At 71.2% G+C, this 23,005-nt stretch carries 24 protein-coding genes; 13 read left to right on the forward strand and 11 right to left on the reverse strand.

Features of this window, described 5'->3' with window-relative positions:
• Positions 1–207: 207 nt before the first annotated feature.
• The 4 genes from MFF21_RS00650 to MFF21_RS00665 all read left to right on the forward strand — a co-directional run bounded on the left by MFF21_RS00650 (position 208) and on the right by MFF21_RS00665 (position 3,830).
• Positions 208–1,017: a phosphoadenylyl-sulfate reductase gene (locus MFF21_RS00650; protein ID WP_238309258.1), complete on the forward strand. Its 810-nt coding sequence runs from the start codon at positions 208–210 to the stop codon at positions 1,015–1,017.
• Positions 1,017–1,970, forward strand: a complete 954-nt coding sequence (gene cysD / locus MFF21_RS00655; protein ID WP_238309259.1) for a sulfate adenylyltransferase subunit CysD — start codon at positions 1,017–1,019, stop codon at positions 1,968–1,970. Before MFF21_RS00650 ends, cysD begins: the two co-directional genes overlap by 1 nt.
• Positions 1,970–3,379: a sulfate adenylyltransferase subunit CysN gene (cysN, locus tag MFF21_RS00660; RefSeq protein WP_238309260.1), complete on the forward strand. Its 1,410-nt coding sequence runs from the start codon at positions 1,970–1,972 to the stop codon at positions 3,377–3,379. Before cysD ends, cysN begins: the two co-directional genes overlap by 1 nt.
• 163 nt (positions 3,380–3,542) lie before the next feature.
• The gene (locus MFF21_RS00665; protein WP_238309261.1) at positions 3,543–3,830 is read left to right on the forward strand and encodes a GCG_CRPN prefix-to-repeats domain-containing protein; all 288 of its coding nucleotides are present in this window, start codon (positions 3,543–3,545) and stop codon (positions 3,828–3,830) included.
• Positions 3,831–3,848: 18 nt separating this feature from the next.
• Here the strand turns inward: MFF21_RS00665 and MFF21_RS00670 are convergent, their stop codons facing one another.
• Entirely contained in the window at positions 3,849–4,808 is a 960-nt protein-coding gene (locus tag MFF21_RS00670) for an alginate O-acetyltransferase AlgX-related protein (protein WP_238309262.1), read from the reverse strand.
• Between the two features lie 156 nt (positions 4,809–4,964).
• On the opposite strand from MFF21_RS00670, the gene MFF21_RS00675 reads away from it, so the two are divergent.
• The 3 genes from MFF21_RS00675 (at position 4,965) to putA (ending at position 11,698) form a co-directional block, all read left to right on the forward strand.
• Positions 4,965–6,167 (forward strand): pyridoxal phosphate-dependent aminotransferase, encoded by a 1,203-nt coding sequence (locus MFF21_RS00675; RefSeq protein ID WP_238309263.1) that lies wholly within the window; start codon positions 4,965–4,967, stop codon positions 6,165–6,167.
• Positions 6,168–6,769: 602 nt separating this feature from the next.
• Positions 6,770–8,473: an MFS transporter gene (locus MFF21_RS00680; RefSeq protein ID WP_238309264.1), complete on the forward strand. Its 1,704-nt coding sequence runs from the start codon at positions 6,770–6,772 to the stop codon at positions 8,471–8,473.
• 123 nt (positions 8,474–8,596) lie between these two features.
• Complete coding sequence (gene putA, locus MFF21_RS00685; protein ID WP_238309265.1) at positions 8,597–11,698, forward strand: bifunctional proline dehydrogenase/L-glutamate gamma-semialdehyde dehydrogenase PutA; 3,102 nt, start codon at positions 8,597–8,599, stop codon at positions 11,696–11,698.
• Between the two features lie 82 nt (positions 11,699–11,780).
• Here the strand turns inward: putA and MFF21_RS00690 are convergent, their stop codons facing one another.
• Both MFF21_RS00690 and MFF21_RS00695 read right to left on the reverse strand, forming a co-directional pair.
• Positions 11,781–12,020, reverse strand: coding sequence for a DUF2188 domain-containing protein (locus MFF21_RS00690; protein WP_238309266.1), 240 nt, complete (start codon positions 12,018–12,020; stop codon positions 11,781–11,783).
• Positions 12,021–12,102: 82 nt separating this feature from the next.
• The gene (locus tag MFF21_RS00695; RefSeq protein ID WP_238309267.1) at positions 12,103–12,330 is read right to left on the reverse strand and encodes a hypothetical protein; all 228 of its coding nucleotides are present in this window, start codon (positions 12,328–12,330) and stop codon (positions 12,103–12,105) included.
• 101 nt (positions 12,331–12,431) lie between these two features.
• On the opposite strand from MFF21_RS00695, the gene MFF21_RS00700 reads away from it, so the two are divergent.
• Complete coding sequence (locus MFF21_RS00700; RefSeq protein WP_238309268.1) at positions 12,432–12,698, forward strand: hypothetical protein; 267 nt, start codon at positions 12,432–12,434, stop codon at positions 12,696–12,698.
• Positions 12,699–12,774: 76 nt separating this feature from the next.
• Here the strand turns inward: MFF21_RS00700 and MFF21_RS00705 are convergent, their stop codons facing one another.
• The 6 genes from MFF21_RS00705 to MFF21_RS00730 form a co-directional block, all read right to left on the reverse strand.
• Positions 12,775–13,335, reverse strand: a complete 561-nt coding sequence (locus MFF21_RS00705) for a glutathione peroxidase (RefSeq protein WP_238309269.1) — start codon at positions 13,333–13,335, stop codon at positions 12,775–12,777.
• A 74-nt stretch (positions 13,336–13,409) separates the two neighbouring features.
• Entirely contained in the window at positions 13,410–13,859 is a 450-nt protein-coding gene (locus MFF21_RS00710) for a response regulator (protein ID WP_238309270.1), read from the reverse strand.
• 231 nt (positions 13,860–14,090) lie between these two features.
• Positions 14,091–14,396 (reverse strand): hypothetical protein, encoded by a 306-nt coding sequence (locus tag MFF21_RS00715; protein ID WP_238309271.1) that lies wholly within the window; start codon positions 14,394–14,396, stop codon positions 14,091–14,093.
• Position 14,397: 1 nt separating this feature from the next.
• Positions 14,398–15,879 carry an Asp-tRNA(Asn)/Glu-tRNA(Gln) amidotransferase subunit GatA gene (gene gatA, locus MFF21_RS00720; protein WP_238309272.1) on the reverse strand — a complete coding sequence of 494 codons (1,482 nt, stop codon included), beginning with the start codon at positions 15,877–15,879 and terminating at the stop codon, positions 14,398–14,400.
• Positions 15,880–15,973: 94 nt separating this feature from the next.
• Positions 15,974–16,261, reverse strand: a complete 288-nt coding sequence (gatC, locus tag MFF21_RS00725) for an Asp-tRNA(Asn)/Glu-tRNA(Gln) amidotransferase subunit GatC (RefSeq protein ID WP_238309273.1) — start codon at positions 16,259–16,261, stop codon at positions 15,974–15,976.
• Between the two features lie 114 nt (positions 16,262–16,375).
• A complete protein-coding gene (locus tag MFF21_RS00730; RefSeq protein WP_238309274.1) occupies positions 16,376–16,663 on the reverse strand; it encodes a hypothetical protein in 288 nt (95 codons plus the stop codon).
• Between the two features lie 184 nt (positions 16,664–16,847).
• Here MFF21_RS00730 and MFF21_RS00735 point away from each other — a divergent pair, with 184 nt between their 5' ends.
• The 4 genes from MFF21_RS00735 (at position 16,848) to panE (ending at position 20,226) form a co-directional block, all read left to right on the forward strand.
• Entirely contained in the window at positions 16,848–17,426 is a 579-nt protein-coding gene (locus MFF21_RS00735; protein ID WP_238309275.1) for an SMI1/KNR4 family protein, read from the forward strand.
• A complete protein-coding gene (gene ruvX, locus MFF21_RS00740; protein WP_238309276.1) occupies positions 17,423–17,926 on the forward strand; it encodes a Holliday junction resolvase RuvX in 504 nt (167 codons plus the stop codon). Before MFF21_RS00735 ends, ruvX begins: the two co-directional genes overlap by 4 nt.
• Before the next feature lie 320 nt (positions 17,927–18,246).
• On the forward strand, positions 18,247–19,107 hold the full coding sequence (locus tag MFF21_RS00745; RefSeq protein ID WP_238309277.1) for a tetratricopeptide repeat protein: 861 nt from the start codon (positions 18,247–18,249) through the stop codon (positions 19,105–19,107).
• 186 nt (positions 19,108–19,293) lie between these two features.
• A complete protein-coding gene (panE, locus tag MFF21_RS00750) occupies positions 19,294–20,226 on the forward strand; it encodes a 2-dehydropantoate 2-reductase (protein WP_238309278.1) in 933 nt (310 codons plus the stop codon).
• Positions 20,227–20,257: 31 nt separating this feature from the next.
• On the opposite strand, the gene MFF21_RS00755 is transcribed toward panE, so the two are convergent.
• Entirely contained in the window at positions 20,258–20,437 is a 180-nt protein-coding gene (locus MFF21_RS00755; RefSeq protein ID WP_238309279.1) for a hypothetical protein, read from the reverse strand.
• Between the two features lie 282 nt (positions 20,438–20,719).
• Here MFF21_RS00755 and MFF21_RS00760 point away from each other — a divergent pair, with 282 nt between their 5' ends.
• Positions 20,720–21,118 carry an MAPEG family protein gene (locus MFF21_RS00760; RefSeq protein ID WP_238309280.1) on the forward strand — a complete coding sequence of 133 codons (399 nt, stop codon included), beginning with the start codon at positions 20,720–20,722 and terminating at the stop codon, positions 21,116–21,118.
• Positions 21,119–21,224: 106 nt separating this feature from the next.
• Here MFF21_RS00760 and MFF21_RS00765 read toward each other — a convergent pair whose 3' ends face one another.
• On the reverse strand, positions 21,225–22,886 hold the full coding sequence (locus MFF21_RS00765; protein WP_373324870.1) for an outer membrane beta-barrel protein: 1,662 nt from the start codon (positions 22,884–22,886) through the stop codon (positions 21,225–21,227).
• Positions 22,887–23,005: the final 119 nt, after the last annotated feature.

Consider the following 23,005-nt stretch of genomic DNA (forward strand, 5'->3'; position numbering starts at 1 on the left):
GGGGCCTCCTATCCGGGCTCGCGCCCGGCATCCGCAGGCATCTGCGAGAAGATTATTTTACCATTCGGCGGCCAAGCCGAACCATTCGCTTCAATCCCCCTCCCTCACAGGAGAGGATTGCGCGCAAAGCGACTATGAACGCCTTGACAGCGTTCGTTATAGCGAACATTTCAGGCGTCGTACAAGCAGGTAATCGAAGCAGCCCACATGACGCACGCCCTCCAGCGCGCGGCCGCGGACCTCGCCGAAGCCATGGCGGGGCTGGATCTGACGAAGCGGATCCGCCTCGTCGAGGACCGGGTGCCGGGCCGGCTCGTCTTCACCACCAGCCTCGGCATCGAGGATCAGGCGCTCACCCACGCCCTCGCGATGGCCAAGGGCCGGACCGAGATCGTGACCCTCGATACGGGCCGCCTCTTCCCCGAGACCTACGACGTCTGGGCCGAGACCGAGGCCGCCTACGGCATCCGCATCCGCGCCTACGCGCCCGAGCGCGCGGCTGAGGAGGCCTTCGTCGCGGCCGAGGGCATCAACGGCTTCCGCCATTCCATCGCTGCAAGACAGGCCTGCTGCGGCTTCCGCAAGGTCGAGCCCCTGGCCCGGGCCCTGGAGAACGCCGCCGGCTGGTTCACGGGCCTGCGCGCCGGGCAATCGGCCAACCGGGCCGACACGCCGCTCGCGGAGGCCGACGAGGCCCGCGGCCTCATCAAGATCAACCCGCTCGCCGACTGGAGCCGGGCGGATGTGGACAGCTTCGTGAAGGACAACTACGTCCCCTACAACGTCCTGCACGATCGGGGCTTCCCCTCCATCGGCTGCGCGCCCTGCACCCGTGCCGTGCGCATCGGCGAGAGCGAGCGGGCCGGGCGCTGGTGGTGGGAGCAGGAATCCAAGAAGGAATGCGGCCTGCACGTGCACAGGCCGGAGGGCGACGTCGCGCCCGGGCAGGAGGCCGCGGCCTTCGAGGAGCCCGCGCGCGCGGCGACATCCCGCGAGAACAGAAGGGAACTGGTTTGATGAGCGGTGCCACCGCCGAAGCCCGGCTCGTGCCGGGCTCCGCGCCCGCCCGGGCGCGCCTGACGCATCTGCAGCGCCTCGAGGCCGAGAGCATCCAGATCTTCCGGGAGACGGTCGCCGAGACCGAGAACCCCGTGATGCTCTACTCGATCGGCAAGGATTCCTCCGTCCTGCTGCATCTGGCGCTGAAGGCCTTCGCCCCCGGGCGCCTGCCCTTCCCCCTGCTCCACGTCGACACGACCTGGAAGTTCAAGGAGATGATCGCCTTCCGCGACGCCCGCGCGAAGGAGCTCGGCCTCGACCTTCTGGTGCACACCAACCCGGACGGCCTCGCCAAGGGCGTCGGCCCGGTGAGCCACGGCTCGGAGGTGCATACCGACGTGATGAAGACGCAGGCCCTGCGGCAGGCGCTCGACCAGCACAAGTTCGACGCGGCCTTCGGCGGCGCGCGGCGCGACGAGGAGGCGAGCCGGGCCAAGGAGCGCATCGTCTCCCTGCGCAACGCGCAGCATCGCTGGGATCCGAAGCGCCAGCGGGCCGAGCCCTGGCACCTGTACAATTTCAAGAAGCGGCGCGGCGAGAGCTTCCGCGTGTTCCCGCTCTCGAACTGGACCGAGCTCGATATCTGGCTCTACATCGAGCAGGAGCAGATCCCGATCGTGCCGCTGTACTTCGCGGCCGAGCGGCCCGTCGTCGAGCGCGAGGGCCAGCTCATCATGGTCGATGACGAGCGGCTGCCCCTGAATCCCGGCGAGACGCCGCAATTGCGCCAGGTCCGCTTCCGCACGCTCGGCTGCTACCCGCTGACCGGCGCGGTGGAGAGCCCGGCCAAGACCCTGCCGGAGATCATCGGCGAGACACTCGCCGCCCGCACCTCCGAGCGCCAGGGGCGCGTCATCGACAAGGACGGCGCCGGCGCCATGGAGCGCAAGAAGCAGGAGGGCTACTTCTGATGACCGTCCACCCGTCACCGGAGGCCTTCGGCTACGAGGCCTTCCTGCACGCGCACCAGAACAAGGAAGTGCTGCGCTTCATCGCCTGCGGCTCCGTGGACGACGGCAAGTCGACCCTGATCGGCCGCCTGCTGCACGACACCAAGCAGATCTTCGACGACCAGATCAGCGCGCTCCAGCGCGACTCGCGCAAGCATGGCACGCAGGGCCAGGAGGTCGACCTCGCCCTCCTCGTCGACGGCCTCCAGGCCGAGCGCGAGCAGGGCATCACCATCGACGTGGCCTATCGCTTCTTCTCCACCGAGAAGCGCTCCTTCATCGTGGCCGACACCCCCGGCCACGAGCAGTACACCCGCAACATGGCCACCGGCGCCTCCACGGCGGACGTCGCGGTGATCCTGGTCGATGCCCGCCAGGGCCTGACCCGGCAGACCCGCCGCCACGCCCTGCTCGTCTCGGCGCTCGGCATCCGCCGCGTGGTGCTGGCCGTGAACAAGATGGACCTGCTCGGCTGGTCCCAGGCGCGGTTCGACGAGATCGTGGCGGGCTTCGACGCCTTCGCCAAGGGGCTCGACTTCGCCGAGGTGCGGGCGATCCCGCTCTCGGCCAAGAACGGCGACAACGTCGTGCTGCCGGGCGCCGCCGCGCCCTGGTACACGGACGTGCCGCTCCTCGCCTATCTCGAAGAGGTGCCGGTGAAGTCGGAGGAGCGGGCCGCCGCCTTCCGCCTGCCGGTGCAGTGGGTCAACCGGCCGAACTCCGACTTCCGCGGCTTCTCCGGGCTGATCACCAGCGGCTCGGCGGCGCCGGGCGACAAGGTCGTGATCGCCCCCTCGGGCAAGACCTCGACCATCGCCCGCATCTTCACCGCCGACGGCGACCTGTCCTGGGCGAGCGAGGGACAGTCGGTCACGCTGGTGCTCGCCGACGAGGTCGACGCCTCCCGCGGCGCGGTGATCGCCACGGCGGATGCCCCCCTCACCGTCACCGACACCCTCGACGTGCGCCTGTTCTGGGCCTCCGAGACCGAGCTGGCGCCGGGCGCGAGCCTCTGGGCCAAGGTCGGCACCACCACGACCAACGCGGTGGTGAAGGCGATCCGCCGCCGCATCGATCCGGAGACGGGCCAGGCGGCGCCGGCGGAGAAACTCGCCGTCAACGACATCGGCGACGTGACGCTGCAGCTCGACCGGGAGATCGCGGTCGACGCCTATCGCGACAGCCGCGACACCGGCAGCCTGATCCTGATCGACCGGGAGACCACGGACACGGCCGCCCTCGGCCTGATCCAGGCCCCGGCGCCCAAGGCGCCCGTCGAGAAGGAGACGGCCGGGGACGAGGCCAAGCGCAAGAGCGCACCCTCCGGCGGCTTCCTGTCCCGTCTGCGCTGGGTCTTCGGCGGCATCTGACGCAGCCGCCCCATCCCCCCGAACGAAGGCCCGCCGTTCCTCGAAGCGGCGGGCCTTCACGTTTTCCGGACGGCCTGCCGCAGGCCCTTGAGATCCTGGCCCCCTCCCCTCTCTGTGTCCGGGTTCGGCGCCCTCGGCGCCGGGACCAACAGGAGGAACTCCCATGTCGAAGCGTCTGCTCGGGCTCGCGGCAGCCCTGGCTCTGGGCGGCCTGACCGCGACCGCCTCCACGGCCGGCGCGGCTCCCCTCGGGGCCGGCACGGCCGGCCTGACCGGCGGCGATCTCGTCACCCATGTGGCGCAGGGCTGCGGCCCGGGCGCCGGCCGCGACGCCTACGGCCGCTGCCGCGTCTTCGCCCGGCCCTATTACGGGCCGCGCCCGGGCTTTTATGGCCGCCGCTGCTTCTTCCGCCCGACCCCGTTCGGGCCGCGCCGCGTCTGCCGCTGGTAAAGGCGACGGCGGGCGGCCTCAGCCGGAGGCCGCCTGCTCCCCGTGTGCGGCCATCTCGGCCCCGAAGCGTTCCCGCGCATAGGCCTCGAGATCGAAATCGTCGGTCGGCAGGCGGAACATGAAGCGCTCGGCGAGCTGGGTGAGCATCAGGTCGGGCTTCACCCGTTCCACGTAGCCCCAGTCCACCGCGGACGACCACACGAAATGCACCTCGCGGAAGGTCTCGGCCAGCATGCCGGTGAGCATGATCGGCGAGAAATGCGCGTAGGAATCCCCGAACAGCACCACCCGGCGCGGATCGGCCTGCGGCGACGCGTTGGCATAGATCACGTGCGAGCCGACATGCAGCTTGTCGGGCTCGCCCGACGCCTCGCGGAACCGCACGATCGGGCTCGCATAGGTCCGCTCGGCGTCCCGCAGCAGGTAGTGGAAGGGCACGCTCTCGCCGCGGGGCGGATCGAGCTTCTCGCCGAGATCGCCGATCCGCTCCCGCGCCCCGTGGAAGCGGGTGCCGAGATCCGGCACGGGGACGGCCTTCCAGGCGGCGCAGAGCCGTTCGTAGGCGAGATGGCAGCCGGCGAAGGACCAGTGGCTGTCCGTCTTCAGGTAGAGATCCTGGGCGTCGCGCGCCGCGCGGAAGGCGCCGACGAGGTCGAGACAGGCCCGGCGCGCCCGCGGATGGAACAGGAGGCCGCGGCGCAGCCGCAGGGCCGGCGACAGGCGCACGTCGACCGTGAGGCCCTCGCCGAGCCTGTGATCGTAGACCGAGAGCTTCTCCGGCACGATCAGATGCCGGTAGCCGATCCCGAGGGCGGCGCAGCGGCGGGTGCGCGCGATCAGGAGCCGCCGCCAGCCCTCGATCTGCCGCTGCATGAAGGGCGAGCGGCTGAACTGGCCGACGACGTTGTTGCTCCCCGCGGTGAGGAACAGCCAACCGTCGCGCCCGACATGGACAAGGTTGGCGGGAAGCTCGGACATGCGGGCTAGATAGGGCGGTTAGGCCGGTGACGAAATCGCAGCGCAGGTATGGAGCCACCGCATCCGCGCCACCTTGCCGGCTCACCGGGCCGGGACTAGGGTCCCGCCCGCTTCCGGCAAGGCCGGAGCCCCTGCCGAACACCGGAGTTTTTCGAGATGGGCTTTCTGGCCGACGCCCTGTCCCGCGTGAAGCCGTCCGCGACGATCGCGATGACGCAGAAGGCGCGGGAGCTCAAAGCTTCCGGCATGGACGTGATCAGCCTGTCGGTGGGCGAGCCCGATTTCGACACCCCCGACCACATCAAGGAGGCCGCGATCGAGGCGATCCGGCGCGGCGAGACCAAGTACCCGCCCGTCTCCGGCATCGTGCCCCTGCGCGAGGCCATCGCGAAGAAGTTCAAGCGCGAGAACGGCCTCGACTACAAGGCTTCGCAGACCATCGTCGGCACCGGCGGCAAGCACGTCATCTACAATGCCCTGCTCGCGACCCTGAACCCAGGCGACGAGGTGGTGATCCCGCGGCCCTACTGGGTGTCCTATCCCGAGATCGTGGTCCTGTGCGGCGGCACGCCGGTCTTTGTGGAGACCGACATGGCCCACGACTTCAAGCTGCAGCCCGAGGCGCTGGAGCGGGCGATCACGCCGAAGACGAAGTGGATCATCCTCAACTCCCCCTCGAATCCCTCGGGCGCGGCCTATACCCGCGACGAGCTGAAGAAGGTCACCGACGTGCTGATGCGGCACCCGCAGGTCTGGGTGCTCACCGACGACATGTACGAGCACCTGACCTACGGCGACTTCGAATTCGTCACCCCCGCCCAGGTGGAGCCGGGCCTCTACGAGCGCACCCTCACCATGAACGGCGTCTCGAAGGCCTATGCCATGACCGGCTGGCGCATCGGCTACGCCGCCGGTCCGGAAGCGCTCATCAAGGCGATGGATTTCGTCCAGGGCCAGCAGACCTCCGGCGCGACCTCGATCTCGCAATGGGCGGCGGTCGCCGCCCTCGACGGCACGCAGGAGCATCTCGCCCGTTTCAAGGCCGCCTTCCAGGAGCGGCGCGACCTCGTGGTGTCGATGCTGAACCAGGCCAAGGGCCTGAAATGCCCGACGCCGGAGGGCGCCTTCTACGTCTATCCCTCCTGCGCCGAGCTGATCGGCCGCAGGACGGAGGCCGGCAAGGTGATCGAGACCGACGAGGATTTCGTGACCGAGCTTCTCCAGGCGGAGGGTGTGGCCGCCGTCCACGGCTCCGCCTTCGGCCTGGGCCCGAACCTTCGCATCTCCTACGCGACCTCGAACACCGCCCTGGAAGAGGCCTGCCACCGCATCCAGCGCTTCTGCGCCTCCCTGCGCTGAGCCGCACGCCTCGGGGCCATATGCCCGGCCCTCGGCGGCGCTGCCTTCGGTCGCGCGGCATCCCGCCCCTGCGACCGGCTGCGCCTTCTGGTTGCGAACGGCAAAGCCGGCCTCTACATCGGCACTCCCCGCGGCCGATGCGCCCGACGGTTTCGCGAGCCCTCTCGGGCCGGCGTGGCGGCGGGGCCGGCAGTGACGGGGCGGCCCGGACCAGTTCTCTGTGCCGACCCTGTGAGGCTCAGTGGGCCGAGCAGCTGCAGGAGCGTCGGCATGGCGGGGAACAGGAACCGCGATCCCGGCGCATGGCCCACCAGATCCGCGCTCACGCGCCGTCGAGCCCGCGCGTGAGCCGCGCCGGGGCATGACCCGGGATGGCGCTTGGCCGGCCAGCAAGCGCACGCGGCCGATTGGGCCGGCATCGCCCACCGCCCCTCCTGCACCCCCTCGCGGACGCATCCCTCACGGGCTTGTGACAATCCCGCAAATTCTGCGTTCAAAACGCATTTTCGGCCGGGCATCCCACTTTTGGACATCTCTGACTTGCCATAGCGTCGCATCAGCCTTGCGCCAAAAGCAAAGCAGAAACGTCCCGGAGAAACGCCATGGCCACAGCGACAGCCGTGCCACACGCTCACGCTCCCGCTCAGCCCATGAGCCGAGCGGAGAAGAAGGTCATCCTCGCCTCCTCCCTCGGCACCGTGTTCGAGTGGTACGATTTCTATCTCTACGGCTCGCTCGCTGCGATCATCGGGGCGCAGTTCTTCTCCGCCTATCCGGAATCGACGCGCAACATCTTCGCGCTGCTGGCCTTCGCCGCGGGCTTCCTGGTGCGGCCCTTCGGCGCCCTGGTGTTCGGGCGGGTCGGCGACCTCGTCGGCCGGAAATACACCTTCCTCGTCACGATCCTGATCATGGGCCTGTCGACCTTCATCGTCGGCATTCTGCCCAATGCCGAGCAGATCGGCATCGCGGCCCCGATCATCCTGATCATCCTGCGCCTGCTGCAGGGCCTGGCGCTCGGCGGCGAGTATGGCGGGGCGGCGACCTATGTCGCCGAGCATGCCCCGCACGGCCGCCGCGGCTTCTACACGAGCTGGATCCAGACCACGGCCACGATGGGCCTGTTCCTGTCGCTGCTCGTCATTCTCGCCACCCGCACCATCACCGGCGAGGACGCCTTCAAGGCCTGGGGCTGGCGCATCCCCTTCCTCGTCTCGGTGCTGCTGCTCGCCGTCTCGGTCTGGATCCGGACCCAGCTCGCGGAATCGCCGGCCTTCAAGAAGATGAAGGAGGAGGGCAAGACCTCGAAGGCGCCGCTTTCCGAGGCCTTCGGCCAGTGGAAGAACGCCAAGTTCGCCCTGATCGCGCTGCTCGGCCTCACCGCCGGCCAGGGCGTGGTCTGGTACACGGGCCAGTTCTACGCGCTGTTCTTCCTGCAGAGCATCCTCAAGGTCGACGGCTACACCGCCAACCTGCTCGTCGCCTGGTCGCTGCTGCTCGGCACCGGCTTCTTCGTGTTCTTCGGCTGGCTCTCCGACAAGATCGGCCGCAAGATCATCATCCTGGCCGGCTGCCTGATCGCCGCCGTGAGCTACTTCACGGTCTTCCAGCACATCACCTCGCTGGCGAACCCGAAGCTCGAGAAGGCGATCGAGACGGTGAAGGTGAGCGTGGTGGCCGATCCCGCCGAATGCGGCACGCTGTTCAACCCGATCGGCACGGCCAAGTTCACCGCCCCCTGCGACCTCGCCCGCGACTACCTCGCCAAGTCCTCGGTGAAATACACCACCGAGGCCGGTCCGGCCGGCCAGCCGACCAAGATCGTGGTCAACGGCACCGAGATCCCCTTCCCGGCAGGCATGCCGGCAGCGGATTTCAACAAGGCCGCGGGCGCCGCGCTCCAGGCCGCGGGCTATCCGAAGCCGGGCGACGCGGACATCGTGAAGATGAGCAACCCCTTCGACGTGTTCCGGCCGCAGGTGGCCGGCGTCATCGGGCTCCTGTTCGTCCTCGTGCTGTTCGTGACCATGGTCTACGGCCCGATCGCCGCCGCCCTGGTGGAGCTGTTCCCGACCCGGATCCGCTACACCGCGATGTCGCTGCCCTACCATATCGGCAATGGCTGGTTCGGCGGCCTGCTGCCGGCCACCGCCTTCGCCATGGTGGCCCAGACCGGCGACATCTATTACGGCCTCTGGTACCCGATCGTGGTCGCCGTGATGACCTTCGTCATCGGCCTGATCTTCGTGCCCGAGACCAAGAACCGCGACATCTTCGCGGAGGACGAGGCGCCCGTGCGGCCCTGAGCCGTCAACGTCGCCCTCGTCGGAAGGCCCCGCCCGCGGCGGGGCCTTTCCCGTGTCGCCCGGGCGGAGAGCCGGACGGCATCGGGCGTGCTAGGCTCCGGCGAGCCTGGACCGCGCGCCACGATGACCGACCCGCTTCCCCGCTTCGAGGCCCCCTACGCGCCCGACGACGCCGCCCTGGCCGAGGCGCTGCTGGCGCAGGCGCCGCTGCCGCCCGCGGCCGAGGCCGCGGTCGACGCCCTCGCCCTCGACCTGATCGGCGCGATCCGGGAGGGCGCCGGGCACGGGGCGGTCGAGGCGCTCCTGCGGGAATACGCGCTGACCACCCGCGAGGGCCTCGCCCTGATGAGCCTCGCCGAGGCGCTGCTGCGGGTGCCGGATGCGGGCACGAGCGACCGGCTGATCGCCGACAAGCTGCGCGAGGGCGACTTCGCCCATCACGAGATCCGCTCCGAGACCGGGCTCGCCCATGCCGCCGCCTGGGCGCTCGGCCTCGGCGCCCGCCTCGTCGCCCCCGAGGACAGCCCCGAGGCGACCTTGTCCGGCATGGTCCGCCGGCTCGGGCGCCCGGCGGTGCGCAACGCCGCGCAGCGGGCGATGCGGCTGATGGGCGGCCAGTTCGTGCTGGCCGAGGAGATCGGCGCCGCCCTCAAGCGGGCGGGTTCCGGCGAGCGGCGGCGCTACCGCTACTCCTACGACATGCTCGGCGAGGGCGCCCGCACGGCCCAGGACGCCGCCCATTACCGGGCGGCCTATGCGGAGGCGATCGCGCGGATCGGCGCGGAGGCCGGCAACGGCCGCCTGCCGGACCGGCCGGGCATCTCCGTGAAGCTCTCCGCCCTGCATCCCCGCTTCGCGCCCTTGCAGGCACCGCGGGTGATGGCGGAGCTGGTGCCGATCCTGCGCGACCTCGCCCGCACCGCCCGGGCCCACGATCTCAACGTCACGGTCGATGCCGAGGAGGCCGAAAGGCTGGAACTCTCCCTCGACGTGTTCGGCGCCGTGCTCGCCGACCCGGCTCTCGCCGGCTGGGACGGGTTCGGCCTCGCGATCCAGGCCTATTCCAAGCGCTGCCTGCCCGTGATCGACCATGTCGCGCATCTCGCCGAGCGGTTCGACCGCCAGCTGATGGTGCGCCTCGTCAAGGGCGCCTATTGGGACAGCGAGATCAAGCTCGCCCAGATGCAGGGGCTGGCCGATTATCCCGTCTTCTCGCGCAAGCCGATGACGGATCTGAGCTATCTCGCCGCCGCGCGGCGGCTGCTCGCCCGGCGCGACCGGCTCTACCCGCAATTCGCCACCCACAACGCGCTCACCATCGCGACCATCCTCGGGCTCGCCGGGCAGCTCGACGGCCTGGGCGACGGCGGCGCGGGCTTCGAGTTCCAGCGCCTGCACGGGATGGGCGAGGCGCTCTATGCGCGGCTGCTCGAACGCAAGCCGAGCCTCGCCTGCCGGGTCTATGCCCCGGTCGGCGGCCATCGCGAGTTGCTCGCTTACCTGGTGCGCCGCCTCCTGGAGAACGGCGCCAATTCCTCCTTCGTCGCCCGGGCCGCCGACAGGGCCGTGCCGGCCCGGACCCTGCTCGCCCGGCCGCAGGCGCTGATCGAGACCCCGTCGCGGGCCCGCCATCCGCGGATCCCCTTGCCGTGCGACCTCTTCGGCGAGACACGCCGCAACAGCTCAGGCCTCGCCTTCGGCGACGGGGCGGCTTTGCGGCGCTGTCTCGCCGAGCGGGACGCCGCGGCCGGCCCGGGCCACGCCGCTCCGATCCTCGACGGGCGCGCGCGGGAGGGGGTGGAAAGGTCCGTGGCGAGCCCGATCGACGGCGCCCCCCTGGGCCCGGTGATCGAGGCGACCGCGGCGATCGCGGCGGAGGCGATGGGCTTTGCCGCCGCCGGCTTCCCCGCCTGGGCCGCCCGGCCGGCGGGCGAGCGGGCGGCCTGCCTCGACCGGGCGGCGGAGGCGCTGGAGGCGTCGCGGGGGCGCTTCCTCCACCTGCTCCAGGCGGAGGCCGGCAAGACCCTCGACGACGCCCTGGCCGAGTGGCGGGAGGCGATCGATTTCCTGCGCTACTACGCCGCCGAGGGCCGGAAGCTGTTCGGCGCCCCCGTCCCGCTGCCGGGGCCGGCGGGGGAGAGCAACGCCCTGTCGCTGCGGGGACGCGGGGTGTTCGTGGCGATCTCGCCCTGGAACTTCCCCCTGGCGATCTTCCTCGGGCAGATCTCGGCCGCGCTGATGGCCGGCGACACGGTCGTCGCCAAGCCCGCGCCGCAGACGCCGCTGGTCGCGGCGGAGGCCGTGCGCCTGCTCCACGCGGCCGGCATCCCGGGCAGCGCCCTGCAGCTCGTGCCCGGCGGCCCGGAGGTGGGCGCGGCGCTGCTCAGCCACCCGGCGCTGGCCGGCGTGGTCTTCACCGGTTCCACGGCCACCGCGAAGGCGATCGACCGGGCGCTCGCCGCGCGGGACGGGGCGATCCTTCCGCTGATCGCCGAGACCGGGGGCATCAACGCGATGATCGTCGATGCCACGGCCCTGCCCGAGCAGGTCGCCGACGATGTCGTCGCCTCCGCCTTCCGCTCGGCCGGGCAGCGCTGCTCCGCCCTGCGCCTGCTCCTCGTCCAGGCGGACGTCGCCGACCGCATGATCGCGGCCATCGCGGGCGCCGCCCGGGAGTTGAAGGTCGGCGATCCGCGCGATCTCGCGAGCGACCTCGGCCCCGTCATCGACGCCGCCGCCAAGGCGCGGCTCGTGGCCCATGTCGCGCGGATGCGGGCGAGCGCGAGGACGCATCTCGCGGATGCGGTGCCCGCGGAAGGGCTCTTCGTCCCGCCGCAGATTTTCGAGCTCGCGCGGGTGGAGGACCTGACGGAGGAGGTGTTCGGCCCGATCCTGCATGTGGTCCGGTATCGGCCCGAGGCGGTCGAGCCGGTTCTCGCCGCGGTCGCGGCCGGCGGCTACGGCCTCACCCTCGGTGTGCAGTCGCGCATCGACGCCTTCGCCGCGCGCGTGGCCGCCGCGCTCCCGCACGGCAACGTCTACGTCAACCGCAACATGATCGGCGCGGTGGTGGGCAGCCAGCCCTTCGGCGGCACCGGCCTGTCCGGCACGGGGCCGAAGGCCGGCGGCCCCCACTACCTCGCCCGCTTCGCCACCGAGCGGACGCTGACCGTCAACACCGCCGCCGCCGGGGGCAGCGTCAGCCTGATCACCCTCGACGGGTGAGCGCCCCGCGCCTCTCCTCGCCCTCCGGCGAGGGGACCGCGTGCTGCGCTGGATGCGGGAGGCCGGCTTTCGCGCCATTTCCCTAGCCCTCGACCTTGGCCTTTGGGCGATCGTTGCCGCGGGCGACTTCCTCGTGCTCGACGCCGCGTCCGTCCTGGTAGCGGATACCCTCGGTCGAACCCGGCACCTGCTGCTCGGCCGCCGCGGCCTGGGCCGCTTCCAGGGCTTCCGCCCGGCTCGGGAAGGTCTCGGAGATCGTGTCGCCGACGCGGTAGGCGTAGCCCCCGTCATGCTCGATGATGTGATAGACGACCTCGCCCATGCGCGCTCCTCACTTTGTCTTTACCCTTGAGAAGCGCGAACACGGCAGGCCGCGGGGGAGTTCCCTCCCGGGGTGCCGCGCCTCAGTGGCGCGTGGTGCCCCGGCCCGGCAGTTGCGCGAGGATGCCCTCGCAGCCGGCGACGAGCGAGCCCCGCACGTCCTCCGGGTCGAAGCCGGCACCATCCGGGAAGGCGAGGACATGGACATGGTCGTCGCCCTCCCGGTGGATGCGGGCGACCCAGCCCTCCGCCACCCGCTCGAACCGGGCCTCGTAGGTCTCGCCGTCGCGCTCGAAACGGTGGGGATCCATGGCATCGTCCTTCGCTGAAGCGGCGCGGCCCGCCGCCCCGCTGTCGCGATATGGGGTCGCGCCCTATCCTTCCGCCAACGCCGCCGCACGAGGAGATGCCGATGCCGAGACGCCGAACCCTGGCCGCCGCTTCCGGCCTCTGCCTGCTCGGCTTCGGTGCCGGGGACGCCTGGGCGCAGGGCATGCCGGGCCTGGCCGGCAGCACGGTCGGCCTGCCGGCCAATCCCTTCGCCTCGAACTATCCCTCCGAGCCACCGCCCGCGATGCGCCCGGCCCCGCGGGAGCGGGTGATCGTGCGGCGCTCGCACCGGCAGCGGGGCGTGGCGCAAGAGGCCCCGCTGCCACCCGCCGAGGTGCCCTACCGGTAGGGGCGGCGTCCACGTCGTCCTGCCGATGGCGGCCCTCGTGATCGGCCTCGTCGCCGTCACGCGCTGAGCTGGCTCTCTAGGCGGCGCCGAGTTCCGCGCCGATCGCCGCGATCACCCGCGGATCGGTCGGCTCGACCTGGGTGGCGAAGGCGGCCTTCAGGCTGCCGTCGCGGCCGACGAGGTATTTGTGAAAATTCCAGCGCGGGGTCTCGCCCGGCTTCCGCTCCGCCGCCCAGCGATAGAAGGGATGCGCCGCGGCCCCCTTCACATGCGTCTTCTCGGCGATCGGGAAGGTCACGCCGAAATTCTTGCGCGCGGCCTCCGCGATGGCGGGGCCGTCCAGGGGCTCCTGATTGCCGAAATCCGGCGAGGGCACGGCGATCACGGTGAGGCCCCGCTCGCCGAAGCGCGTCCAGAGGGCCTGCAAGCCGGAGAATTGCGGAGCGAAGCCGCAGGCGGTGGCCGTGTTGACGACGAGGATCGGCTTGCCCGCATGGGCCGAGAGCGGCAGCAGGCCGCCGCCCGGCTTCTCGAAGCTGAAGGCAAAGGCGCCCTCGGCCTTGCCGTCCTCCGCCCGGGCCATTCCCGCGGCGAAGGCACCGATGAGAACGAGGCAGTCGCGGCGCAGCAGGGTCATGGCTCGATCCCCGGTTCGGATCCCGCCCGTCTCACTTAGAACCGGCGAGCCTCTTGGGAACCGCCGCGGCGAACTCACGCACGCTTGTGAGCGGGTTCGGGCGCGTCCGCCGGTGCGCGCGAGCGGAGCGCCTGGCGCACCCGCTTGGTCACGCCCTCCTCCTCCGCATCGGCCGGCAGGATGATCGCGTCGGGCGGCAGGGTGGAGACCGCCGATTCGTCGCCCGCGTAGATGATGCCGAGATTGGGGCGCAGCGCCTTGGCTTCGGCCGCGAGCCGGGAGCAGCAGAGCTCGCCCTGCAATTCGGCGTCCGTCACCAGAACGTCCACCGGAATGCCGAGCACGAGAACGGTGAGGGCGTCGACGCCCGAATCAACCGTGGTGGCGCAGAAGCCGGCCCGCCGGATCTGGGCGCAGACATCGTTGCGCCAGCCCTTGCGGCGCCCTGCGACCAGGATCTGAACCCCGTAGCAGCCGCCCTGTGGCTCGACGCGCTGGGCGAGCACGTCAGGAGGGGCAGCCACGGAACCGGACGATCCGGTCTGCGTCAGGCCGTCAACTCCGCTATACCCGGATTGGTGTCTGCGCTGCATCGCAACACCGTAGGAGAGCTATAACAAAAGTTCAAGCAAGCGCCGCATTTCGTCATCCGGGCCGGCGGAGGCCCAGCGAGCCGCCGCGTTCTGTCGAACGCAGCACGCTGCCGTGAAAGATAAATCCGGGCGAAAGGTGCTTAAGCCCGGAAGGGGCGAGGGTCAGCGGCGCGGGGCGAGGACCCGCCGGCCGAAGAAGCCGAGGCAGGCCCACAGGAAGGCCGCGACCGTGCGCACGGGGAAGAAGGTCGGCAGATCGTGGCCGACCGGCGCGGGCCAGGGCACGCCGAGCGCGGTGATCAGCCAGGAGGCGAGGACCGAGACGGCGAGCGCGGCGATGGCCGCGATGAAGACCTTGCCGAACTGGTCCGCCTTCCAGCCGAGGAACAGGGCGAACCCGATCAGGATGGGGTCGAACCCGGCCAGCAGCCAGACGGAGGCGGGATAGGTCGGGACGACCGGGGGCACGTCAGGCCCACCAGGCCGGCGGCAGTTGCATCCGGCCGGCGGATTCCTCGACGACCTGAGCGGCCGCGAACAGCGTCTCCTCGTCGAAGGGGCGGCCGATCAGCTGCAGGCCGAGGGGCAGCCCCTGCGCGTCGAGCCCCGCCGGCACGGAGATGCCCGGCAGGCCGGCCATGTTCACCGTCACGGTGAACACGTCGTTGAGATACATCTGCACCGGGTCCGCGCTCGCCATCTCGCCGATGCCGAAGGCGGCCGAGGGGGTGGCGGGGGTGAGGATCGCGTCGACGCCGTCGGCATAGGCCGCCTCGAAGTCGCGCTTGATCAGGGTGCGGATCTTCTGCGCGCGCACGTAATAGGCGTCGTAATAGCCGGCCGAGAGCACGTAGGTGCCGATCATGATGCGGCGGCGCACCTCGCGGCCGAAGCCGGCGGCGCGGGTGTTCTCGTACATGCCGACGATGTCCTTGCCCGGCACGCGCAGGCCGTAGCGGACGCCGTCGTAGCGGGCGAGGTTCGAGGAGGCTTCCGCCGGGGCGACGATGTAATAGGCGGGCAGGGCGTATTGGGTATGCGGCAGCGAGATCTCCTTGATCTGCGCGCCCGCGGCCCGCAGCCAGTCCGCGCCCTGGTCCCAGAGCTTCTGGATCTCGACGGGCATGCCCTCGACCCGGTACTCCTTCGGGATGCCGATGGTCAGGCCCTTCACGCCGCGGGTGACCGAAGCCTCGTAATCCGGCACGGGCCGGTCCACCGAGGTGGTGTCGCGGGGATCGTGGCCCGCCATGGAGGCGAGCAGGATCGCCGAATCGCGCACCGTGCGGGCGATCGGGCCGGCCTGATCGAGGGAGGAGGCGTAGGCGATGATGCCCCAGCGCGAGCAGCGCCCGTAGGTCGGCTTGATGCCGACCGTGCCGGTGAAGGCCGCGGGCTGGCGGATGGAGCCGCCGGTGTCGGTGGCCGTGGCGCCCAGGCAGAGATGCGCCGCGACCGCCGCGGCCGAGCCGCCCGAGGAGCCCCCCGGCACCAGCGGGGCCTCGGAGCCCTGGCGGCGCCAGGGCGAGACCGTCTTGCCGTAGGCGCTGGTCTCGTTGGACGAGCCCATGGCGAACTCGTCGAGGTTCAGCTTGCCGAGCATCACCGCGCCGTCCCGCCAGAGATTGGCCGAGACGGTCGATTCGTAATGCGGCTCGAACCCTTCGAGGATCTTCGAGCCGGCGGTGGTCGCCACCCCGTGGGTGCAGAACAGGTCCTTGATGCCCAGCGGCAAGCCTTCCAGCGGCCGCGCCTCGCCCTTGGCGATCTTCGCGTCGGAGGCCTCGGCCATTGCCAGGGCGCGCTCCGGCGTCTCGACGAGATAGGCGTTGAGCGCCCGCGCCTTCTCGACCGCCGCGATATGCGCCTGCGTCAGCTCGCGCGCCGAGAACGTCTTCGCCTTCAGCCCGTCGCGGGCCTCGGCCAGGGTGAGTTCGTTGAGTGCCGTCATGCCCTTAACCGTAACGTCGCCCCGTGAGCGAGGCTGGCGCGGCGCCCGTCGGGGGGCGAGACCGCGCAGCGGCGATGCCTGGCCGCGGGATCGTCTACTCGACGACCTTCGGAACCAGGAAGTAGTTGTCCTCGGTCTCGGGGGCGTTGGCCACGATGTCGGCGGCCCGGCCGCCGTCGTTCACCACGTCGGTGCGCTTCTTCATGGCCATGGGGGTGACCGAGGTCATCGGCTCGACGCCAGTCACGTCGACCGCGCCGAGCTGCTCGACGAAGGCGAGAATCGCGTTCAGCTCGCCCCGGAGCGGCTCAACCTCTTCGTCCGTCACCGCGATGCGCGCCAGATGCGCGATGCGCCGTACCGTCTTCGCGTCGACCGACATGCCGCCCTTGAGAAGGAAAGTGCCTCGCAGGCCCGGGCCGACAATCCGGCGGGCCTCAGGGGCGGGCTATAGCAGAGCGCTTCGCGGGCCGGCAACGCCGGGCACGCGACGGCGTCAGGTGATGACGTGGCCCTCGACCAGGGTCGGCTCCACGGCGATGCCCGGCGGCCGGTAGCGGTCCGACAGGCGGTAGCCGAGGAACAGCACCTCCGCGGCCAGAGCCAGCATGATGAGGTGGCGGCGCGGCATCGTCCGCCGCATCCCCGTGACCGGATCGCGCCGGCCGATCGCGACCAGGGCCTCCTCCGGCACCCGGCGCCGCCGGACCACACCGACGACGGGTCCGAGGGGGCGGCCGGACCGGTTGCGCGGGGATTCGGGGAGGCGGGTCGCGGCGGGCACGGGCGTCTCGTCGGAAATGGTTAAGCAATCGTTAACGCAATCCGCATGCGGACGCTCCTGCCGAGCCCCGACAACCTTCCGTTATGGTTAACGGAGCCGGGGACAACGGTGGACAAGCCGGGGCGACCCGCCCTAAGCCGCCGCCTCGGGCCGGGAGCGGCCCTTCGTCGAGCGGGCCGGTGCGATGTGGGCTGACGTCTTTTCCGAATTCCGGCCGGGCCTCGTCTCCGAGCCGGACGAGATCGCCCGGGCGGAGGCCGAACTCGGCTTCGCGCTGCCCGCCTCCTACAGGAGCTTCTGCCGGGACTGCGGGGCCGGACGCATCGGCGGCCATCTGCGCCTCTACACGCCCCTGCCGATCGAGGCGGCCGATCTGGTGGTGCGGGCCGAGCTGATCGCCCACAGCATCGCGACGGCGATGGGAGAGCTGTCGGAAAGGGGCGCGGCGCCCGGTTTCGCCCTGCCCGCGGAGGCCCCGGCCGGTCTGATGGACCGGGCCTGCTTCTTCGGGGAGACCGAGGGCGGGGATTTTGTGTTCTTCGACGTGACCCCCGGCTTCGAGGAATACGACATCTTCGTGCTCGCCGCCGATCTCGAGACGGTGCGCCATGGCGGCGCGGATCTGCGCGCCTTCCTGCGCGGCCTCCAGGGGCTCGATGTCATCGACATCCTCGGCGAGGAGGCCGCGCCCCTGCCCGCGCGCTTCCTCGGCGACGATGCGGCGGCGCTCGCCGCCCTCGGGCAGGCGGAGGGCGCGCCGTGAACCGCGAGGCGATCGCCGCCTTCGCGGCGGAGTCCCGCGCGGCCGGCCCGCGGCTGATCGGGCTCGATCTCGGCACCAAGACGATCGGGCTCGCGCTCTGCGATGTCGGCCGGCAGATCGCCTCCCCCCTGGAGACGATCCGGCGGGTGAAGTTCACGCCGGACGCGACCCGCGTCGCCAAGCTCTGCACGGAGCACCGCGTCGGCGGTTTGGTGATCGGGCTGCCCCTCAACATGGACGGGTCGGAGGGGCCGCGCGCCCAGTCGAGCCGCGCCTTCGCCCGCAACCTCAAGCCGATCCTGCCCCTGCCGGTGCTGTTCTTCGACGAGCGGCTCTCCACGGCCGCGGTGACGCGCACGCTCCTCGAGGCCGATGCCTCCCGGGCGCGCCGGGGCGAGCTCGTGGACAAGCTCGCCGCGGCCTACATCCTGCAGGCCTGCCTCGACGTGATGCGCGGCCTCGACGACGCCGACGCGCCGGAACTCGACTTCATCCCCTGAGTCGCCCCCCGGGCCCGCCGGAGCGGCGCGCGCCCCGAAAATTGCGGCGCGAAAGCCACAGCCAGGCGCCGGGACGGGCCTGCGGGAGCCCCTGGAGGCCGCCCGCGGGCAGGGGCCATACCTTCGCCACATCCCCCCGCTTCAGCCTTTGGAAACCGCGACGTTTTAAGTGCCCGTACACCGCGATGCGGAATGGTGGCCCGAAACGCGTCGGACCGTCGCCGCCGATCGACCCGAGCCTCGCCAGGCGAGCGCGAAAGGGCCGATCGCGAGGCGCGGACCCGGGCGCGACGGGCCTCGGGCCGGAGGGGGTTCGAAGGATGAAGCTGATCTCGCTGCGTGCCGGCAAGACCGGGCTCTACGGAGCGCTCGCCCTCACGGCGGCGGCGCTCGGGGGCTGCGAGACCTATGGCAGCGCCGCCGCGCCGCGGCAATTCGCGGTGCTCGAATCCGACACCACGGGCGCGACCAACGTCAACATCGCCTCGCTGAGCGAGGTGATCGCCCGCAACCCGAACGATGCCGCCGCCTACGTCACCCGCGGCGCGGCCTATGCCCGTGCGGGCCAGTTCGGCGACGCCATCGGCGACTTCTCGAAGGCGATCCAGCTCGATCCGAACTCGGCCTCCGCCTACACCAACCGGGCCCTGGCCAACCGCCAGACCGGGCGCAACGACGTCGCGCTGCAGGACTTCTCCAAGGCCATCGCCAACGACCCGAACTTCGCCGCCGCCTATATCGGCCGCGCCAACCTGCTGCGCGCCCAGGGCGATCTCTCGGGCGCGATCAACGACCTCAACGTCGCGATCCGCCTCAACCCGGAATCGGCCGAGGCGTATCACGCCCGCGGCCTCGTCAAGCAGCGTCAGGGCCACGACGCCGAGGCGATCGGCGACTTCGCCGCCGCCATCGACCGCAACCCCTTCGTCGCCGCCCCCTACGCCGCCCGCGGCCAGAGCCTGATCTCCACGAACCAGTTCGACAAGGCGATCGAGGACTACAACGCGGCCCTCAACGTGAATTCGAAGGACGCCGCGTCCTGGGCCTATCGCGGCCTCGCCTACGAGAAGACGAACCGCCGCAAGGAAGCCACCGAGAGCTACCAGCAGGCCGCCCGCCTCGACCCGTCCAACCCGATCGCCAAGCAGGGCCTCGGCCGCATCCAGGGCAGCCTGTTCTAGGGCGCTGAGCCGTCACGACAAAGGCTCGGAGCCGCGCCCGACCGCCTTCGGAGCCCTTCGCGAGGCGTCCGGCACGCGGTGCCGGGCGCCTTCGTCATCGGCCGCACCCCCCTGAACCTTGCGCGCGCGCACCGCACCTCCTACGCAGCGGGAAAGCCCGAACGGGCGCTCAGGGAGGGTTCTCGGATGCGTGTTCTCGTCGTCGGAGCCGGTGCGACCGGCGGGTATTTCGGAGCCCGGCTCGCCGAGATCGGGCGGGACGTGACCTTCCTCGTGCGTCCGGCCCGGGCCCAGAGGCTCGCGGAGGCCGGCCTCAAGGTGCTGAGCCCGGTGGGCGACGCGCAGATCGCGTCCCCGCGGACCGTGACCGCGGACACGATCCCCGGCCCGTTCGACCTCGTGCTCCTGAGCTGCAAGGCCTACGATCTCGACACCGCCCTGCGCGACGTCGCCCCCGCGGTCGGGCCGCAGACGACCGTGCTGCCGATCCTGAACGGCCTGTCCCATCTCGACGCCCTCGACGCCGCCTTCGGCGCGGAGACGGTGCTCGGCGGCAGCTGCGCCATCGTCGCCACGCTCACCAAGGCCGGCGAGATCCGGCAGATGAGCGAGCTGCACAGCCTGACCTACGGCGAGCGCGACGGCAGCCGCAGCGCGCGCGTCACGGCGATCGAGGCGCTGATGGAGGGGGTGCGCTTCCAGGCCCGCGCCAGCGACAAGGTGCTCCTGGAGATGTGGGAGAAGTGGGTCTTCCTGGCGACGCTCGCCGGGGCCACCACCCTGATGCGGGCGGCGATCGGCGACATCGTCGCAGCGCCGGAGGGCCTGCCCTTCGTCGAGGCGCTGCTGGAGGAATGCCGCGCGGTCGCGCAGGCCGCGGGCTATCCGCAGCGCGAGAAGGTCTACGAGGGCGCGCGGAAGATGCTGACGGCGGAGAAATCCGCCATGACCGCCTCGATGCTGCGCGACATCGAGAACGGCGCGCGCATCGAGGGCGACCACATCGTCGGCGACCTGATCGCCCGCGGGCGCGCCTTCGGCGTGGAGACGCCGCTGCTCGCGCGCGTCTTCACCCATCTCAAGGCCTACGAGAACCGCCGCGCCCGCGAGACCGCGTGAGCGCGGGCGTTCCGATGAGGCTCGTCGCCACTCAGTAGCCCTGCTGCGGCGGCGGGGGCGGCGGGTTGCCGTATTCGAGCTGGGTCTTGGCGTCGTAGGGGCGGCGCGGCGGCGGCACCGGATCGGCCACCGGCGCGGCGGGGGCGGAGGCGCAGGCGGCGACGGTGAGGGTCAGCAGGCCGGCGGCGCAGAGCTTGAGGCGGTTCGTCATGGGGCTCCTCGGCGCCGCGCGGATAGGGTGCGGCGTGGTGCCTTGTTCGGCCGGCAAGCGGCCGGAAGCTTGACCGCACCATGACGCCCCACGGGCCGAAGCGTGGCCATCTCGCGGCGCGGTTAACGGGACGTGCCGCCCATCGGCGGGCGGTTCTCAACACAGGACAAGGAATTTCCACCTCGCCCCGCAACGAACGGCAGGCCTTCGGGTTGCCCCGTCGCCATGTCCCTCCCCGGGCGGAGCCGGCTGCCGCCCCCCCGCTCCTGAGGATTCCCGCGCGTGATCTTTCCCATCACCACCGCGTTCTACGCCGGCCTTCTCGGCCTGATCCATGTCGGCCTGACCGGCTGGGTGATCGGCGGCCGGCTCTCCACCAACACCCTGTTCGGCGACGGCAACGACAACAGCCTGTTCAAGCGCATCCGCTCGCAGGGCAACTTCACCGAGAACGTGCCGCTGGCCCTCGTGCTGATTGGCCTGCTCGAAGCCGCCGGTGGCGGGCATACCCTGGTCCAGACCCTGCTGATCGTCCTCGTGATCGCGCGGATCCTGCACCCGATCGGGATGTTCGCGCCGAAGAACTCGCCCCGCCAGTTCGCCTGCCGCGGCGGCGGCATCCTCGTCACCCTCGGCGTGATCGCCGTCGCCGCGATCGCGCTGCTGATCAGGACCGCCTGAGCGCCGAGAACGCTCTGCGCCGAAGGGGACACCGGTTCGGCGTGAGAGCGCGCGTCACGACGAAGGCGTGGAGCCGCTCCCGGTGGCAATGCGATCGGAAGCGGCTCTAAGGGTTCACCCGCACCCCGAGCAGGACCGTGTCCGCCTGGTAGCTCGAGGCGGCCGCCGTGCTCGTCAGTTCCTGGTGGATGTAGCTGCCGCGCAGGGTCAGCCAGCGATTGAAGCGGTAATCGAGCCGGGCGGTGGCGGAGAAGCCGCGCTCGCGGATGCTCACCCCCTGATAGTCGTTGGCGATGTAGGCGCCGCCGAGCGTGATCGAGAGGTTGCGCAGGAGGTCGTGCTGCACCTCCAGGGTGGCCACGTTGGTGGCGACGCCGCTCGCCCCGGCCACCGAGGTCTCGATGACGCCGGTCTGCTGGTTGAAGCGGACCGTGGTGAGCGGGCTGACGGACCAGATCAACGCGGCGTTGATCAGCGGCGAGGAGATGGCGCGCAGGCGGGCATCGACATAGTCGCGCCGCTGCAGGCCGCCGGAGACTTCGCCGGTGATGAACCGGGTGAGCGCGAAGCTGGCGCCGCCGGTGAGCGCCACCCCGTCCGAGTCGCGGCGGAAACCCTGCTGGTCCACCGGCGTGTCGTAGACGCGGGTGTCGACGATGGTCTCGACGAAGGGCGTGATCGCCGGGGAGACCTCGTAGCCGATCCGCAGGCGCAGGCCGTACTGGTTGGTGTCGCGGTCGCTCTGGATCAGCGGTGCGCCGCTCGCAAGCCGCGCATCCTCGAAGATCTGGCGGTCGATCGAGCCGCGCAGCGTGACCTGCAGGCGGTTGAAATTCTCGGTGACGCCGACGGTGCCGCCATAGGTGGCGTAGATCGGCCGGCTCGTCGCCTGGCTGCCGACCTCCGGGCTGCCGAGACGCAGGGTGTCGAGGAGGAAGCGCGTCTCCACGTCGATGCGGGTGTCGCGGTTCATATCGACCCGCAGCCGCGTGGTGCCCGCGGCATTGGGCCGGCTCGAGGCCTCGTTGTCGGGATATTCGAGATAGCCCCCGCGCAGCTCGCCCTCGAGGGCGCTCGACGACCAGTCCGAGCGGAAGACGACCTCGCCCTCGCTGCGCAGCACCAGGGAGGGTTTGGCGAGGTTCCCGCCGATCTGGTCCGGGTTCGAATCGTAGCCGATGCTCTGGGTGAAGGCCGGCAGCACCGTGAAGGTGCCGAGCTTGATCCCGAGGGGGGCATAGGCCTGGTCGGCGGCGATCGGCCGGCGCAGGGCCGTGCCGAGCAGGATGCCGGTGGGGTTGAGCAGGCCGAGCACGGGGATCGGCGTCGGCAGGGGCACGCCGGAGACGGCGGGCTGGATCACCGGCGTCAGGCGCAGATCCGTCGTGAAATCCTGGATACGGCCCCGCGTGAGCTGGCGCGTCGGCAGGCCGATCCGGCGGGGCGGGGCCGCGCGCAGGCGCAGCAGGCTGGGCCGCGCGGCATTCGGCGCGTTGGCGACCGAAGAGATCGCGCTGCCGCCCGAGCGGAAGCGGGGCAGCCGCGACAGGCCCTCGCCGCCCCCGGAGACGCCGACGCCGGCCTCGCCCCCGCCCGCGCTTCCGGCAGACGGGTTCACGCCGCGCAGGCTCGGCAGGTCGTCCGCGCCCGGCTGCGCGAACAGGCGGTTCTGGCGCTTGGGGGAGAACAGGTCCGCGCCCGCGGCGTCGGGGGCCTCCTGGGCGAGGGCCGGCCCGACGAGGAGTCCGGCGGCGAGGGCGAGCGCCACGGCCACGGTCCGCGCCGGCGCGCGGGCCGTCCGGGCTGTCTCTGCGATCGGCCGCGGGCGCTTCACGGGCTTGGGGGCTTTCCGCCATCCGGGCAAGAGTCGCCCGGCATCGCCCCCGG

The sequence above is a fragment of the Methylobacterium organophilum genome (assembly GCF_022179465.1).
In the GTDB taxonomy this organism is placed as follows: Bacteria; Pseudomonadota; Alphaproteobacteria; order Rhizobiales; family Beijerinckiaceae; genus Methylobacterium; species Methylobacterium organophilum.